General features: G+C 46.4%; 18 protein-coding genes. 4 read left to right on the top strand and 14 right to left on the bottom strand.

Annotation, left to right across the window (positions count from 1 at the left end):
• Positions 1–70: 70 nt before the first annotated feature.
• Both HGT73_RS11005 and trmB read right to left on the bottom strand, forming a co-directional pair.
• Complete coding sequence (locus tag HGT73_RS11005) at positions 71–397, bottom strand: YggL family protein (protein ID WP_214214873.1); 327 nt, start codon at positions 395–397, stop codon at positions 71–73.
• Positions 397–1116, bottom strand: a complete 720-nt coding sequence (trmB, locus tag HGT73_RS11000) for a tRNA (guanosine(46)-N7)-methyltransferase TrmB (RefSeq protein WP_214214870.1) — start codon at positions 1114–1116, stop codon at positions 397–399. The genes HGT73_RS11005 and trmB overlap by 1 nt, the downstream gene beginning before the upstream one ends.
• Positions 1117–1259: 143 nt before the next feature.
• Between trmB and mutY the strand changes: the two genes are divergently transcribed.
• From mutY to mltC, 3 genes are read left to right on the top strand one after another with little or no spacing between them, the layout of a single operon-like run.
• A complete protein-coding gene (mutY, locus tag HGT73_RS10995) occupies positions 1260–2333 on the top strand; it encodes an A/G-specific adenine glycosylase (protein WP_214214868.1) in 1074 nt (357 codons plus the stop codon).
• A gap of 12 nt (positions 2334–2345) precedes the next feature.
• Complete coding sequence (locus HGT73_RS10990; RefSeq protein ID WP_214214865.1) at positions 2346–2624, top strand: oxidative damage protection protein; 279 nt, start codon at positions 2346–2348, stop codon at positions 2622–2624.
• A gap of 43 nt (positions 2625–2667) precedes the next feature.
• Complete coding sequence (gene mltC, locus HGT73_RS10985; RefSeq protein ID WP_214214862.1) at positions 2668–3744, top strand: membrane-bound lytic murein transglycosylase MltC; 1077 nt, start codon at positions 2668–2670, stop codon at positions 3742–3744.
• A 55-nt stretch (positions 3745–3799) separates the two neighbouring features.
• Here the strand turns inward: mltC and hemW are convergent, their stop codons facing one another.
• From hemW to HGT73_RS10965, 4 genes are read right to left on the bottom strand one after another with little or no spacing between them, the layout of a single operon-like run.
• Positions 3800–4945, bottom strand: a complete 1146-nt coding sequence (gene hemW, locus HGT73_RS10980; protein WP_214214860.1) for a radical SAM family heme chaperone HemW — start codon at positions 4943–4945, stop codon at positions 3800–3802.
• Positions 4938–5549: an RdgB/HAM1 family non-canonical purine NTP pyrophosphatase gene (gene rdgB, locus HGT73_RS10975; protein ID WP_214215022.1), complete on the bottom strand. Its 612-nt coding sequence runs from the start codon at positions 5547–5549 to the stop codon at positions 4938–4940. Before rdgB ends, hemW begins: the two co-directional genes overlap by 8 nt.
• A gap of 3 nt (positions 5550–5552) precedes the next feature.
• Positions 5553–6107: a YggT family protein gene (locus tag HGT73_RS10970; protein ID WP_214214846.1), complete on the bottom strand. Its 555-nt coding sequence runs from the start codon at positions 6105–6107 to the stop codon at positions 5553–5555.
• A 13-nt stretch (positions 6108–6120) separates the two neighbouring features.
• Positions 6121–6825, bottom strand: coding sequence for a YggS family pyridoxal phosphate-dependent enzyme (locus HGT73_RS10965; protein ID WP_214214837.1), 705 nt, complete (start codon positions 6823–6825; stop codon positions 6121–6123).
• Between the two features lie 14 nt (positions 6826–6839).
• Between HGT73_RS10965 and HGT73_RS10960 the strand changes: the two genes are divergently transcribed.
• Positions 6840–7877 (top strand): type IV pilus twitching motility protein PilT, encoded by a 1038-nt coding sequence (locus HGT73_RS10960; protein WP_214214836.1) that lies wholly within the window; start codon positions 6840–6842, stop codon positions 7875–7877.
• Here the strand turns inward: HGT73_RS10960 and ruvX are convergent.
• The 8 genes from ruvX to metK all read right to left on the bottom strand — a co-directional run bounded on the left by ruvX (position 7840) and on the right by metK (position 15026).
• A complete protein-coding gene (gene ruvX / locus HGT73_RS10955; RefSeq protein ID WP_214214834.1) occupies positions 7840–8262 on the bottom strand; it encodes a Holliday junction resolvase RuvX in 423 nt (140 codons plus the stop codon). The two genes, HGT73_RS10960 and ruvX, sit on opposite strands and share 38 nt — an antisense overlap.
• The gene (locus HGT73_RS10950; RefSeq protein WP_214214833.1) at positions 8262–8825 is read right to left on the bottom strand and encodes a YqgE/AlgH family protein; all 564 of its coding nucleotides are present in this window, start codon (positions 8823–8825) and stop codon (positions 8262–8264) included. Before HGT73_RS10950 ends, ruvX begins: the two co-directional genes overlap by 1 nt.
• 57 nt (positions 8826–8882) lie before the next feature.
• Positions 8883–9833 carry a glutathione synthase gene (gene gshB, locus HGT73_RS10945; RefSeq protein ID WP_214214832.1) on the bottom strand — a complete coding sequence of 317 codons (951 nt, stop codon included), beginning with the start codon at positions 9831–9833 and terminating at the stop codon, positions 8883–8885.
• 97 nt (positions 9834–9930) lie between these two features.
• Positions 9931–10662 carry a 16S rRNA (uracil(1498)-N(3))-methyltransferase gene (rsmE, locus tag HGT73_RS10940; protein ID WP_214214830.1) on the bottom strand — a complete coding sequence of 244 codons (732 nt, stop codon included), beginning with the start codon at positions 10660–10662 and terminating at the stop codon, positions 9931–9933.
• Positions 10663–10750: 88 nt separating this feature from the next.
• Positions 10751–11452: an endonuclease gene (locus HGT73_RS10935; RefSeq protein WP_214214815.1), complete on the bottom strand. Its 702-nt coding sequence runs from the start codon at positions 11450–11452 to the stop codon at positions 10751–10753.
• 93 nt (positions 11453–11545) lie between these two features.
• Positions 11546–12061 (bottom strand): SprT family zinc-dependent metalloprotease, encoded by a 516-nt coding sequence (locus HGT73_RS10930; protein WP_214214805.1) that lies wholly within the window; start codon positions 12059–12061, stop codon positions 11546–11548.
• A gap of 50 nt (positions 12062–12111) precedes the next feature.
• Positions 12112–13509: a sugar porter family MFS transporter gene (locus HGT73_RS10925; RefSeq protein ID WP_214214802.1), complete on the bottom strand. Its 1398-nt coding sequence runs from the start codon at positions 13507–13509 to the stop codon at positions 12112–12114.
• A 362-nt stretch (positions 13510–13871) separates the two neighbouring features.
• Complete coding sequence (gene metK / locus HGT73_RS10920) at positions 13872–15026, bottom strand: methionine adenosyltransferase (RefSeq protein ID WP_214214800.1); 1155 nt, start codon at positions 15024–15026, stop codon at positions 13872–13874.
• Between the last annotated feature and the right edge of the window lie 342 nt (positions 15027–15368).

Raw genomic sequence — 15368 nt, 5'->3', positions numbered from 1 at the left:
GGAGATTCTCCAGAAGGGAAAAATTGACGGATAATCCTTTGATGACTATCCGTCTGGGGACTATCCTAACTTAGTCCCACCAAACATCAAACAGTTCCGTAACTTGAACATTCTCTAACCCTTTTTGGGTCAGCCACTGTTTTACCGCGGCACGATGTTCATCGGTACATTTTCCGGTTTTTTGCAAACATACCAATCCTTCCCACTGCAAATACCCACTCCCATCATAGGCAAGGCCTTGTGGTTCGATCACTTCACGGATGAAATCATCAACCGTTTGATCAATGGTTGCGGTATCGCTACCTGCCGGAAATGACCAAGCAACGGAAAAGCCAAATTCTTGAAACTCATCAATATGTAATTTTTTACGTAAACGACGACTACGGTTAACAGCCATTATTTAATCCTCTCAAACATTAAATCCCACACACCATGCCCTAAACGGTGACCCCGTTGTTCAAACTTAGTGAGCGGACGTGAATCAGGCCGTGGAACATAGAGTCCGTCAGGCGCTTGATTGATATAGCCTGGAATAGACTGCATCACTTCCAACATATGTTCTGCATAATTTTCCCAATCAGTTGCCATATGAAAGACGCCACCCAGTTTCAGCTTGCGAAGAATTAACTCAGCAAAAGGGACTTGGACGATACGACGTTTATTATGGCGAGCTTTGTGCCAAGGATCAGGGAAAAACAGTTGGGTTAAACGTAACGAATTATCGGGGATCATTTTTTCAAGCACTTCCACCGCATCGTGACACATAACCCGTAAGTTCGTCACACCCGCTTCGTGAGCGCTCGCTAAACAGGCACCGACACCGGGTGCATGCACTTCAATACCCAGAAAGTTCTGATGTGGATTGGCTTTTGCCATTTCGACTAACGATGCACCCATACCAAAACCGATCTCTAATACTAATGGTGCTTCCCGCCCAAAAATAAGCGCAAAATCCATCGGTTCTGCGGAGTATTCAATACCATTGATCGGCCAGAGCTCGTCCAAGGCTTGTTGTTGCCCTTTAGTAAGGCGGCCTTGGCGTCGAACAAAACTTCTTATTCGGCGTAATGGACGCCCATTCTCATCAAATTCTGGTGTAATGACGTCATTAATCATAATAAGCCTGCGAGTTTTTCAATTTTAAACGGGGATTATGCAAAGTTAAGCCTGATAAGCAAGCGTTTACCAAGCAGTGGTTTACTTAATGCTGGGTCTATGCTGCAATTTGGACTTCTCTCTTCGCAAATTCTATATAAACGATGTCAAAAACCACTACCGGAACTTCTTTTTCAAGCCTCGTGCTGACATGGTATCACCAGTTTGGACGAAAAACGCTGCCGTGGCAGCAAGAAAAAACGCCCTATAAGGTGTGGTTGTCTGAAGTTATGCTTCAACAGACACAGGTTGCCACGGTTATCCCTTATTTTGAACGTTTTCTGGCACAATATCCAACGGTCGCCGCACTAAGTGCCGCCCCCATCGATCATGTTCTTCATTTATGGACTGGGCTAGGTTACTACGCGCGGGCGAGGAATCTTCATAAAGCAGCCTGCCAAGTGATGAGTGAACATCAGGGGATATTTCCTGAAACGTTCGAGCAGGTCGTTGCGTTGCCCGGTATTGGGCGCTCGACTGCGGGGGCAATACTCTCGCTATCATTAGGGCAACATCACCCTATCTTGGACGGCAATGTAAAGCGAGTGCTTGCCCGCTATTATGCCGTTGAGGGCTGGCCGGGGCAGCGTGAGGTTGAAAATAAATTATGGGCCTTAAGTGAGTCGGTCACACCGAGCGAAGAAGTGGCGGCCTTCAACCAAGCGATGATGGATTTAGGGGCGATGGTCTGCACGCGTTCTCGGCCGAAATGTCAACTTTGTCCCTTAAACGAGGGCTGTATCGCCTCGGCACAACAACGTTGGCAAGATTATCCGGGAAAAAAACCCAAAAAAGATCTTCCAACCCGCGAAGCTTGGCTATTGTTATTGAAGCAAGAAAACCGCGTTTTGCTTGAGAAGAGACCGGGGGCCGGTATTTGGGGTGGGCTGTATAGTTTCCCCCAGTTTGCTACACAAACAGAGATGGTGCAATGGCTAGAACAACAGGGGATTAAAGGCCAATTACAGCCTTTGACCAGTTTTAAACATACGTTTAGCCATTTTCATTTACAGATTATTCCGGTACTGATTGATAAGCCAACTTTCACGGCTTTAATGGAGGAATCTGTTACTCTCTGGTATAACTTAACCCTGCCGCAATCCGTCGGATTAGCGGCACCCGTTCAACGTATATTGCATGAGTTAAGCCATGAGCTAGCCATGGCGAATAATCAATAACAGGATTGACCTATGAGCCGTACCATTTTCTGCACATTTCTACAACAAGACGCTGAAGGCCAAGATTTTCAATTGTATCCCGGCGAGATAGGAAAACGTATCTTTCAAGAAATCTCAAAGCCCGCTTGGCAACAATGGATGGCAAAACAAACTATGCTTATCAACGAGCAAAAGTTAAATATGATGAATCCTGAACATCGTAAAATTATCGAGCAAGAAATGGTGAATTTCCTGTTTGAGGGAAAAGAGGTTCACATTGACGGTTATACGCCTCCTGCACAGTCAAACTGAATAACATCGACCACATTATGCTAAGCAGCCAGAACTTCACCTTATGAAAAAATTGCTTCCTCTCATACTCATCGCGCCATTGCTCGTCTCATGTTCTGGCGATAAAAAAAGCGTTTATCATGAAGATTGGGTTAAAGATACGAATGGTTTTGACATTCTTATGGGACAATTTGCCCATAATATCGAAAACATCTGGGGGATAAATGAAGTTCTGATTGCCGGGCCTAAAGACTATGTAAAATATAGTGATAATTATTACACGCGTAGCCATATCAACTTTGAAAGCGGTAAAATTACCATTGAATCGGTCTCTTCCTCCGACCCTGTAGGCAGCTTACGTGATGCGATTATCACAACCTTATTAATTGGTGAAAATCCGGGGAATGTTGATCTCTACTCAGATGCCAACGACATTAATTTGAGTAAAGAGCCCTTACTTTATGGTCAGGTATTAGACAATACAGGTCAACCGATACGCTGGAAAGGGCGTGCCGGTAGCTTTGCTGATTACCTTCTCAGATATAAATTACATCGTCGGGTCTCGGGTATTCATGTTATTTGGTCTGTCACCATTCCAATGGTACCTAACCACCTAAATCAACGTGCGCACCGCTATTTACCTATGGTACGACAAGCCTCCGATCTCTATGGTGTTGATGTCTCGTTAATCTTGGCAATTATGCAGACCGAATCAAGTTTTAACCCCTATGCAGTGAGTAACTCAGATGCGTTAGGATTAATGCAGGTTGTCCAACATACTGCCGGGGTGGATGTCTTTAAAATGAAGGGCAAGTGGGGCAAACCCAGTCGCAGTTATTTGCTCGATCCTGAAAATAATATTGATGCCGGAACGGCTTATCTCTCTATTCTGCAAAATAACTACTTGGCGGGTATTACTGATCCGGAATCTCGGCGTTATGCGGTGATCACGGCCTACAACGGCGGTGCTGGCAGTGTATTAAGAGTTTTTTCTAATAATAAAGATAAGGCGATTGAGATCATAAACGCCATGCCACCGGGTGAAGTTTATCGAATTTTGGTTCGTAATCATCCAGCCGCTGAATCGCGCCGCTACTTATACAAAGTGGATAAAGCGCAACGAAGTTATTTTCGTTATTAATTAAATGCCCCCAAAGGCCAGATGTGTCGTTGGGGGCATTGCCGATAAAACGGTGTTAATCGTTGTCAGGTAAGAATGCTTCGAGTAATGAATTTAAGAACAGTTTTCCTTTTGATGTAATCTGCCAGTGCTCGGCAGTTTCGTCGAGATAACCCGCCTTAATAGCCTTATCAAGAGCCGGACGTACCTGCTGTTCTGACAAACCGGTGAGGCGTGAAAACTCCTCTCGAGGACAGGCTTCTAATAATCGGAAACGATTCATAAAAAACTCGAAGGCTTTATCGTCGTCAGCGACCATAAATTGACGATCGAGATACTCCCCGCGCATATAGCCTTTTGGATGACGCGTTTTCACCGTTCGCAGAATATTGCCATCAGCAAGGGTTATTTTGCCGTGAGCTCCGCAACCAATACCGAGATAATCGCCAAATCGCCAGTAGTTCAGATTATGCTCGCAACGATAACCCGGTTTAGCATAAGCCGACGTTTCATATTGCTCGTAACCCGCTGCTCGCAGTAATTGATCGCCTTGCTCGAAAATATCCCACAAATCATCATCGTCAGGTAATTGTGGTGGACGCGAGGCAAACAGGGTATTCGGTTCGATGGTGAGCTGATACCAAGAGAGGTGAGGGGGATTAAGGGCAATAGCTTGACGTAAATCGTCCAAGGCTTGCTCAATACTCTGATCGGGCAGTCCATGCATCAGATCAAGGTTAAAACTCCGTAATCCCAACTCTGTCGCCAAATGCGCGGCACGTACGGCTTCTTCAGGCCCGTGGATCCTACCCAGTCTCGTTAACTTTGCTGCCTCGAAACTCTGTACCCCAATAGATATACGGTTAATCCCTGCTTGTTGGTAGGCACTGAAACGTTCTGCCTCAACGGTACCGGGATTGGCCTCCATCGTAATTTCACATTGGGCCGAGAGAGGAATACGTTGGCGAACTCCCGCCATCAGCTGGTGCATGGCTTGGCTACTGAGAAGGCTCGGCGTTCCACCACCAATGAAGATCGTTGCTAACTGCCGTCCTTGAACCAGATGCAGGCTATCCTCCAAATCATTAAGCAGATGTTCGACATACTCTTGATGAGGAACTTCACCTTTCAACGCATGGGAATTAAAATCACAATAGGGGCACTTTTGTACACACCACGGGATATGAATATATAAACTTAACGTTGGCAAAGGGTTAGCCATTACGTAATGCTTCCATGAGTTGCTTTAAGGCTTGGCCTCGATGTGACACTGCAGATTTTTCAGCTTTAGTCATTTCGGCTGCACTTTTTTGATGCTCTGGCACATAAAAGATAGGATCGTAGCCAAAGCCACCGTTGCCACGTGGCTCGCGAGCAATTACGCCGGGCCAACGTCCATAACAGACTATGGGTGTTGGGTCATCAGCATGCGCTAAGTAGACTAAAACACAGTGAAAAGCGGCTTGGCGCTGGCCATCGGGCACCGTTTTCATTGCCTCAAGCAGCTTGGCAAGATTGTCACCATCTGTTGCCCCTTCTCCGGCATAACGAGCGGAATAGATACCCGGAGCCCCTTGTAATGCATCCACAGCCAACCCTGAGTCATCAGCAATGGCAGGAAGGCCGGTGATCCGAGCCGCGTGACGGGCTTTGATTAAGGCATTTTCAATGAAGGTCAGGTCGGTCTCCTCGACGGAACCAACGCCCAATTCTGTTTGGGCGATGATGGTTAATCCCCTATCAGCGAGTAAATCGGCCAGTTCATTAACTTTACCGGCGTTCCCGGTCGCCAACACAACCTTTTGTGCAGAACAGTGATTTGCCATCATTTATAACCACATCCATAAGTTAGGGAACAGATCCATACCAAGATAATTTAACGCGTACAGAATAAGGATAACGATCATGGCTGAGAAGTCGATCCCTCCCATCGCGGGTAACCAGCGTCTAATCGGTGACATTAGGGGTTCGGTAAGTTGATACAGAACATAATCGACAGGGCTGCGACCTTGGCTTACCCAGCTCATGATCGAGCGAATCAAAATCACCCAAAACACTAAATTACCGGCGGCTTTACACAGCGATAGTACGCCGATGAGCAGTAGACCGAAGGAAAGCGAAAATCCGCCATTGTTAATAGCCACCAGCAGTGGATATTTCAGGGCGGTTAAGACGAACGCGAGCAGAAGTGATGCACTGTCGATCGGGCCGATTGCCGGAATCACACGACGAAGCGGTGCAATAATCGGTTGTGTGAGTTTAACGACAAATTGCGCGAGAGGATTATAAAAATCACAACGCGCCCATTGCATCCAAATGCGTAACAGTAAGACGAGCACGTAGAGCTCGATAAAAGTTTTGACCAAAAACGTCAAGGTATACATAATTTTCCTTAGCTTATGAAGATGAAGAAGGGTACTGACGGGCACCAAATATCGCGCTACCCACTCGTACAAGGGTACTGCCTGCGGTTATCGCCGCATCGAGATCGTCACTCATTCCCAGCGAAAGCGTATCAACCTGTGGATAATCATTGGCCAAAGAATGATAAAGCGCCGCCATACGTTGGCAGACAATAAGTTGTTGTCTGTGATCGGGTTCAGGAGCCGGGATCGCCATGATCCCACGCAGTGTTAGACGGGGGAGTTGGCTTATCTCTGCCGCTAACGCATTGAGTGCTTCTTCACGGATCCCCGACTTACTGGACTCATCGCTGATATTAATTTGAATTAACACATTTAATGGCGGCAAATGTTCAGGGCGCTGCGCGCTGAGGCGCTGTGCTAGCTTTAAACGATCAATGGTATGACACCAAGCAAAGTTTTCCGCCACCAAACGGCTTTTATTTGACTGCAATGGGCCAATAAAGTGCCAGTCAATATCGGCCAAGTGGGAGAGAGCCGCTATTTTGCTGACCCCCTCCTGCACATAATTTTCACCAAAGCAGCGTTGTCCCGCTTCATAGGCTGCGGTGATGTCGCTCTCAGGTTTAGTTTTGCTCACCGCAAGTAACGTTATTTCTTGAGGCGCTCGCCCACATTGCGTGGCAATACCCGCGATTCGTTGTTCCACTGAGCGTAAGTTTAACGAAATGGATGTCATAACTGGGAACCACTATGGAGTTAACAGAATTAGTTGCGCTTAGTGTAAAACATAACGCGAGTGATCTACACCTGTGCTGCGGAGAATTTCCCCGTTGGCGTATTCAAAACAGCATTAACACCATCCCTCATACCGAGAAACTGACAGAGGCCTGGTTTCAAGCCTTTAGCGCTCAAAGGCTAACGCCCGCTCTACGACAACAGTTGAAGAGGTTGGGGCACTGCGACTTTGCTTTCTCTTGCGGCGAGAATATTCGCCTTAGGGCATCGCTTTTTACACAGCGGCAGGGACTCTCTTTATCACTACGCTTACTGCAATCTCAAGTTATTGCGGTTGAACGCGTAAAACTGCCCTCATCCTTACTGACGCGCATTATGGCTGATAAGGGATTGTTTCTCGTCACGGGGGCTACAGGTTCTGGCAAAACGACAACATTAACGACGCTTATCGATTACCTAAATCGGCACTGTCAACGCCATATCATTATGCTTGAAGACCCGATCGAATTTTGTCATACCAATCATGGCTGTTTAATCCAACAGCGCGAGATTGGCGATCATCTTAGTGATCTGAACAGCGGAATTATCGCGGCATTACGTCAAGACCCCGATATTATTGTGATTGGCGAGCTACGAGATAAAAAAACCATCCAGTTAGCGCTAAGCGCAGCAGAAACTGGCCATCTTGTTCTGGCAACCCTTCATAGTACCGACACCATGCATGCATTACAGCGACTGGTTGAGGCCTTTTCTCCTGCTGAGCGAGACACCACACGCCATCAACTCGCACAAATATTGAGTGCCGTGCTGGCACAACAATTATGGTATGAGGCAGAACAGGTAAATGTGGTGTTTGAACTGTTACTCAATACCACGGCAATGGCGAGTCTGATTCGGGAAGGAAAGTTTCATCAGATCCCTGGACAACTAGAGCAGGCGAACCAAGAGGGTATGGTCTCATTTCGTCAATCCATAGCACGGCATCTAACGCCGCACACAGACCCTGTAGAAACTGTTACGAATAGAGATTTTCAAACCAACTTTCTAAAATGATCACGGCAGATTGTGAGTCAACACGCCCTTTGGTTAACGACTTAAATCCCCCTTTCTCGAAGAGGCGAGCGCGGGCTTCTGTCGTGCTTAAACGTTCATCTTGAAGCTCAACTTTTTTTCCCAGACGGCCATGTAAACGATTGGCAAATTTTCTGGCTCGTTGCGTCAACTCTTGCTCACTGCCATCCATATTGAGCGGTAAACCAACGACTAAATAATCGGGCTGCCATTCAGTGATAATTTTCTCAATCAGGCTCCAGTCAGGGATACCTTCATTCGCCTTGACGGCTGAAAGCGGTGAAGCCGTCGCCGTTAAGGTTTGGCCGACCGCAACACCAATACTGCGAGTCCCGAAATCGAAGGCAATAATTGTATGATTACTCATTAACTATGTCCTGCTTCACTGGCAATCATATGAATATTAATCCCAAGTTTAGCCGCCGCGGCAGCCCAACGCTCAGACGCCGGTAAATGGAACAGAATATCGCTACTGGCGGGAACCGTCAGCCAAGCGTTCTCTAAAATTTCATTCTCTAACTGCTGCTGTTCCCAAGCACAATAGCCCAATGCGACTAACACATGTTCAGGATGGTCATGAGCGGTTAGGGCTTCGAGAACATCTTTCGAGGTGGTCACCACTGTTTCTGGGGAAACTTCAATGCTTGACGCGTATTTCTGCGGCATCGAATGAAGAATAAAGCCTCGGTCCTCAGCCATTGGGCCGCCGGTAAATACGGGTTGTCCAAGGTGACGCGGTGAGTCATCGCCAGAAAGCTCAATATCAAGTTTTACTAATACGCCTTCGACATTGATATTTTCTAGAGGCTTATTAATGATAATTCCCATGGCACCTTCATCGTTGTGTTCACAAATGTAAACCACAGAGCGCTTAAATAATGGGTCTTCTAGCGTGGGCATGGCGATGAGAAAATGGTGCTGTAAATTCATAACGTCTCGAATCGTTAAGTTTCGGGTCACATCACAGCGACCCGAAAGGGTGGAAAATTATGCTGTGGCCAAGCGTTTTTCTATAGCATCCATCAGCATACCAGTAATTGATACCGGAAATTCAGCTTCAATTTCCCGAATACAGGTAGGACTGGTCACGTTTATTTCCGTTAATTTGTCGCCAATAATATCTAGCCCAACAAAAATTAGTCCCTTTGCTTTGAGGGTAGGGGCGACCTTACGTGCAATGGCCCAGTCACTCTCTGTTAATGGGCGTGGTTCACCACGTCCACCAGCGGCTAAGTTGCCGCGTGTTTCCCCTGACTTAGGGATCCGTGCTAAACAGTAAGGAACAGGTTCACCATCAACGACTAATACGCGTTTATCACCCTGCTTTATTTCAGGAATAAAGTTTTGTGCCATACAAAATTGGGTTCCCTGCTGAGTTAGGGTTTCCCAAATCACAGAGAAGTTAGGGTCGTCGTGTTTGACGCGAAAGATAGAGGCACCGCCCATACCATCAAGAGGTTTCATGATGATGTCGCCATGTTCTTGCCAAAATTTATGCAAGGTTTCACGGTTACGCGTCACTAAGGTATCTGGGGTCAAGTCGGCAAACCAAGCGGTGAACAGTTTCTCATTACAATCGCGTAAACTTTGCGGTTTGTTCACAATTAAAGTGCCTTGCTCTTCTGCTCTCTCTAAAAGATAGGTGGCATAGACAAATTCAGTGTCAAAAGGGGGATCCTTACGCATCAGGATCACATCAAGATCAGCGAGAGGGAGCGTCTGCTCACTGGTAAAGGTAAACCAGTTTTCGCTATTTTGCGTAACGGTTAAGCCGCGTGTTCGTGCCGAAGCGACCCCTTTTCGCAGAGATAGATCGCCCATCTCCATATAGTGGATTTCATAACCCCGTCGCTGAGCTTCCAATAACATAGCAAAACTGCTGTCTTTCTTGATGTTGATGGTCGCAATCGGATCCATCACAATACCCAGCTTAATCATTCCTAACCTCTTCAAAATATTTAGTGATAGCAAGCAATGAAATCAGTATATCAGCGGATCACCGGATCATTTCACTGAAGATGCCAGGCAAGTAAAGTTAACCCAAATCGCCAAATCTTACCTGTAATGCAGTAATGGCCGTTAAGGCGGTAGTTTCCGTGCGCAACACACGTGGCCCAAGCAGAATATCCGTAAAATTATCCGCACTGGCTTGCGCGATCTCTGCTGCCGATAAGCCGCCTTCAGGACCAATCAGTAAGCGAACTTTGGTGATTGGGAGAGTCAGGCGATTGATACTTTGCGAAGCACGCGGGTGTAAGTTCAGTTTTAGTGCATCACTGGGCTCAGCAAGCCATTCAGTTAATGTCATCACCGGACGGATTTCTGGAATACGGTTACGCCCACACTGCTCACAAGCTGCAATAGCAATTTTTTGCCATTGTAAGAGTTTCTTTTCAAGCCGCTCGTTATCCAGTTTTACACCACAACGCTCTGAGATCAAAGGCGTAATCGTGTTCACGCCCAATTCGATAGATTTTTGGATGGTGAATTCCATTTTTTCACCGCGTGATAGTACCTGCCCTAAATGAATATCAAGGGGGGATTCGCGGTCATCAAGTTCACCGACAGAGGTTTCTACCGTTACCTGTTTTTTACTGGCTTCCACAATGTCAGCGAGAAAAGTATGGTTGCTACCATCAAACAGTAAAATTTGTTGCCCGACGGCCATTCGTAATACGCGACCAACATGATTGGCCGCATCTTCAGAGAGTTGAAGACGTTGATGGCTATGAAGTGCTTCAGGATGATATATGCGAGGAATGCGCATGGCCTAATCTCTTAATAATAAAAAAAATGGATAACCTTCAACACTATACCTTATAGGTTGAACATCGATAGGAGTAATTATAAGCGACTCAGTGCGTGGTTGAAGGGCACTGTTCCGCCACCCAAGGGTTAACGTTGCCTTGGCGTTGCGCGATACGTTGATCTCGTTGACACTCCCACGCTGTAACGGGATACATCTTATTCCACGCCATAAACAGTTGGGTTTGTTGGCGTGATAAAGAAAGATGGTAACGATCACGCATATACAGGGTGATACGCGCAATGGGGCCGCGGGCGCGTTCTGCCGGTTGCGTCAACTTGGCCTTAAAATCGTTAATCATTTCACAAGCCCCATACTGGAAAGGTTTACCATTCCATTGGCTGTACGCAAAGTTATTCCGGTCACCATTGACCTCTCCAATAGCCGGTTCAAGATTATGCAAATCGGCTTCAATACGACGGTACTCGCTGTCCTGCTGACAATTTTTTCTTCCCCCATGCTGCCAACATTGGCGTTGGTGGCCAAACACCCAAGCGGGGACAACATGTTCCCATTCAATGCGTGATGCACGCTCCACACTTTTTCGAGGTTGATAACCACAGGAAGCTAAGTCTGGGATCCCTTTTTTACCTTGCCATTGAATACGACAACCACAATAAAACTCGGGAGCACCTTGGTTAATCTCGACCGCAGCGCGCTTAGCCGCTTGAAAGTTATTTTGCTGGTAGACGTTTGCGAGAGTCTGAGATGAGAAGACAATCAAGGCTAAAACACTAATTTTGAGGGGCATATTCAATTAAATAAATTCGAGTGACATCAAAAGGCTATCATACCTTATTCTTACGCAAGAAGGCGGAGGAAAAGTCAGACTCTTTGCCCCTTATCAAGGCTCAGAGCATTCACTGATCTGGAGCGGCTGACCGCAACGGCGGCAGCGGTACTGAGTTTCTTTTCGCAGCACGCGATTATGGCGACGCAAAGTAAGGAAGTGCTGCTGACACTGGCAATGATAGGCGAAAGTTTTTCCTGCCACGGAGGTGGTCGCAAAGCTATGGGTGCGTTCAGCGTTGACACCGAAAACCTCTTCCATCATCCAGCGCCATTCACGGCCGTGGGGAGCGACTCGGCCGAACTTTTTCCACACCAGAAGGTGCGCGAGCTCATGGGGAATGACCTGTTCGGCAAAAGCGAGTTGATTTTCTAAAGCCAGCACAGGATTAAGCCGGATTTGCCACTCATTAAGCCAAGCACTACCGGCTGTCGTGCCTCGCTGTTGCCAACTAATCGTCGGTACTTCTATAGGCGTTTCAAAAAGCGGAGCGGCAAGCGTCAAATAGTGGCGGAGCGAACGGTGGAGTGCTTGTTGCAAGGCAATAGGGAGGCGAGAGGGTGTTTTCATAGGCTAAGCTTAACATAAAACAAGGGGTGAACCAGTCACCCCTTTATCGATTAATCGCGTGAACCTATATCTTTCAATTTTTTACCTAACATCAGGTTTCTTTCAATGTGCTCAAGGGAAACGTTCTTGGTTTCTGGAATTAAGCAAATGGTTAAAACGATGAAGATAACGTTTAACGCGCCATATAACCAGAAAGTGCCCGCATTCCCTAAACTGTTTAACAAGGTTAAGAAGGTTGCGCCAACAATCATATTTGCAATCCAGTTGGTTGCCGTGGAGACGGTAATCCCAAAATCGCGACCTTTTAACGGTTGGATTTCAGAACAAAGCACCCAAATCAATGGACCTGCACTCATCGCGAAGCCGATAATAAACATTAATAACATAGCGATAGCAAAGTATTGGGCACCGGCAGATTGAACGCCGACATGTATCATTGTGCCTAATACACCCATTCCCGCAGCCATCACGATAAAGCCTAGAATTAATGTAGGTTTACGTCCCCAACGGTCAACCAATCCAATGGCAATAAAGGTAGCGAGGACATTAACCAGGCCAACGATGACCGTTCCCCACATTTGTTGCGTGGTATTTGCGAAACCCGCAATCTCAAAAATCTTCGGGGCATAATACATAATGACGTTCATACCGGTAAACTGCTGAACAACTTGCAGTAACACACCGAGATAGACCGCACGACGAAAGTGACTATTTTCTTTAAATAATGCCCAGCCAGTTTGTTTGATTTTCAGGCTCTCACGAATCTCATCGAGTTCCCGCTTAGCTTGTTCACTGGTATCACGCAGACGATCAAGTACCTTTTTGGCATCATAAAACTGGCCTTTCGCGGCCAACCAACGTGGGCTATTCGGTAAGAAAATAACACCGACCAGCAGCAGCGCCGCAGGGATAGTGATCACACCTAGCATCAAACGCCAATTGCCACTGTAGCTCAATGCCGTATCCGAAAGGTAGGCACCTAGAATCCCGATAGTAATCATCAGTTGATAGAGCGAAATCATGCTGCCACGGATTTTCTCCGGCGCAATTTCAGAAAGATAGAGTGGGGCGGTATAAGAAGCGATACCGACGGCCAAGCCTAAAAGCACGCGAGCAGTAATCAACATTTCTGGAGAAGTCGCCAAGGCCGACCAGAGTGAGCCAATGACAAACAGAACAGCGCCTGCCATTAAACTTTTTTTACGGCCAAGGGAGGAGGACATCCAGCCACTGCCGATAGCGCCAATCGCAGCCCCGAACATCATAGAGCTGACTATCCACTCTTGTTGATGAGGGGTGACATTGAATGCTTTAGCGATGAAGGGGAGAGCTCCTGCGATAACCCCGATATCTAAACCAAATAATAGCCCTGCGAGTGCTGCGAGAAAGCAGACGAAAAACGTCATCATCTTATTTGATGTTCTGCGTCTTGAGTTATTTACAGGCATGAATGCCTCCGATGTTAAATTTCTTATCGTTATGATTCTACGTAATTACCGATCAACGATCAGTGAGCCAGATCACAACGATGTAATCGATTACATTTGAAAATCATTAAATATCGATCACAAACTGACTTTGGCTCTCTTTAGCTGAAAATTGACGTAACTACATACAAATAGCCTTTATATATAGCGGTTATCCTACTTTTAATCATATCTTTTTCGTCGATTGATGAAATAGTTGTTACCTAGGCAGATAGAACTTAGTGTAAACGTTTCCACTGAGTGGTAAAAAAGAGAAAGGGAGGGGCAGGGAGTGGGAGCAAACAATAAGAAAGGGCGGCTATTCGCCGCCCTTAACGAAAGGACTATTTTAAATTTGCAGCATCGCGAAGGGCTTCAGCTTTATCTGTTTTTTCCCAAGGGAAGTGCTCACGACCAAAGTGGCCGTAGGCGGCTGTTTCACGATAAATAGGGTGTAACAGATCTAACATTTGGATCAGACCATAAGGGCGTAAGTCAAAGAACTCACGTACTAACAGTGTTAACTGCTCGGTAGGCAGCTTTTCAGTTCCAAAGGTTTCCACCATAATTGACGTAGGTTCCGCTACGCCAATTGCGTAGGAAACTTGAATTTCACAGCGATCAGCCAGACCAGCAGCAACAATATTCTTTGCCACGTAACGCGCCGCATAAGCCGCTGAACGGTCAACTTTTGAAGGATCTTTACCAGAAAATGCGCCACCACCGTGACGAGCCATGCCGCCGTAAGTATCGACAATAATTTTACGACCTGTTAATCCACAATCGCCCATTGGACCGCCGATGACAAAGCGCCCTGTTGGGTTAATAAAATATTTGGTATTGGCAGTCAGCCACTCAGTCGGCAGCACAGGCTTAATAATGGTTTCCATTACAGCTTCTTGAAGCTCTTTTTGACCGATTTGCTCAGCGTGTTGTGTTGATAAGACAACCGCATCAATGCCAACGATTTTGCCATCATCGTATTGGAATGTAACTTGGCTTTTCGCATCAGGGCGTAACCAAGGTAAGGTGCCATCTTTACGCACTTCTGATTGACGTTGAACTAAACGGTGCGCGTAAGTTACTGGCGCAGGCATCAGGACATCGGTTTCATTTGTCGCGTAACCAAACATTAAACCTTGGTCACCGGCACCTTGATCTAACGGGTCTTGACGGTCAACACCTTGGTTGATGTCTGGAGATTGTTTACCAATGGCATTCAGGACTGCACAGGAATTTGCATCGAATCCCATATCTGAGTGAACGTAACCAATATCACGCACGGTCTTACGAGCTATTTCTTCAATATCAACCCAGGCAGAGGTTGTAATCTCACCCCCCACTAAAACCATACCGGTTTTAACGTAAGTTTCACACGCAACACGTGCTTTAGGATCTTGCTCTAGGATCGCATCTAATACTGCGTCAGAGATTTGATCGGCGATTTTATCGGGATGCCCTTCTGAAACGGATTCTGAGGTGAAAAGATGTTTAGCCATTTATGTAGTTACCTTGCTTAAGGGATTTAATTCGCGTGCACGCATGGTTCAGTGCTTGCTCAAACACGCCATTTATGGCGATAACGCTGCGACGTTGAATAATAAAATAAAAAGGAAAACACTAACGGATGGTTTTCCGTCTGGACGTCTATTCTAGGTTAGTATCACCGGGTAATTCCAGCGATTTTTCTGAATTACCGCATCGATAGCCACATAGACCCGGCTATTAGCCTAGACGCAAGACAAACTTTTTGCATTTTTACCCCCTTAGGGGTATAAATCGCGAACCGTTTTATCCTCTTTTTTAAATCGCTTTTGGTGGAGGAAGAGGATTTTAAAGTA

This window comes from Rosenbergiella australiborealis, assembly GCF_018494035.1.
In the GTDB taxonomy this organism is placed as follows: domain Bacteria; phylum Pseudomonadota; class Gammaproteobacteria; order Enterobacterales; family Enterobacteriaceae; genus Rosenbergiella; species Rosenbergiella australiborealis.
The sequence above is the reverse complement of the archived record's forward strand: the minus strand, read 5'-3'. Positions and strand labels throughout refer to the sequence as shown.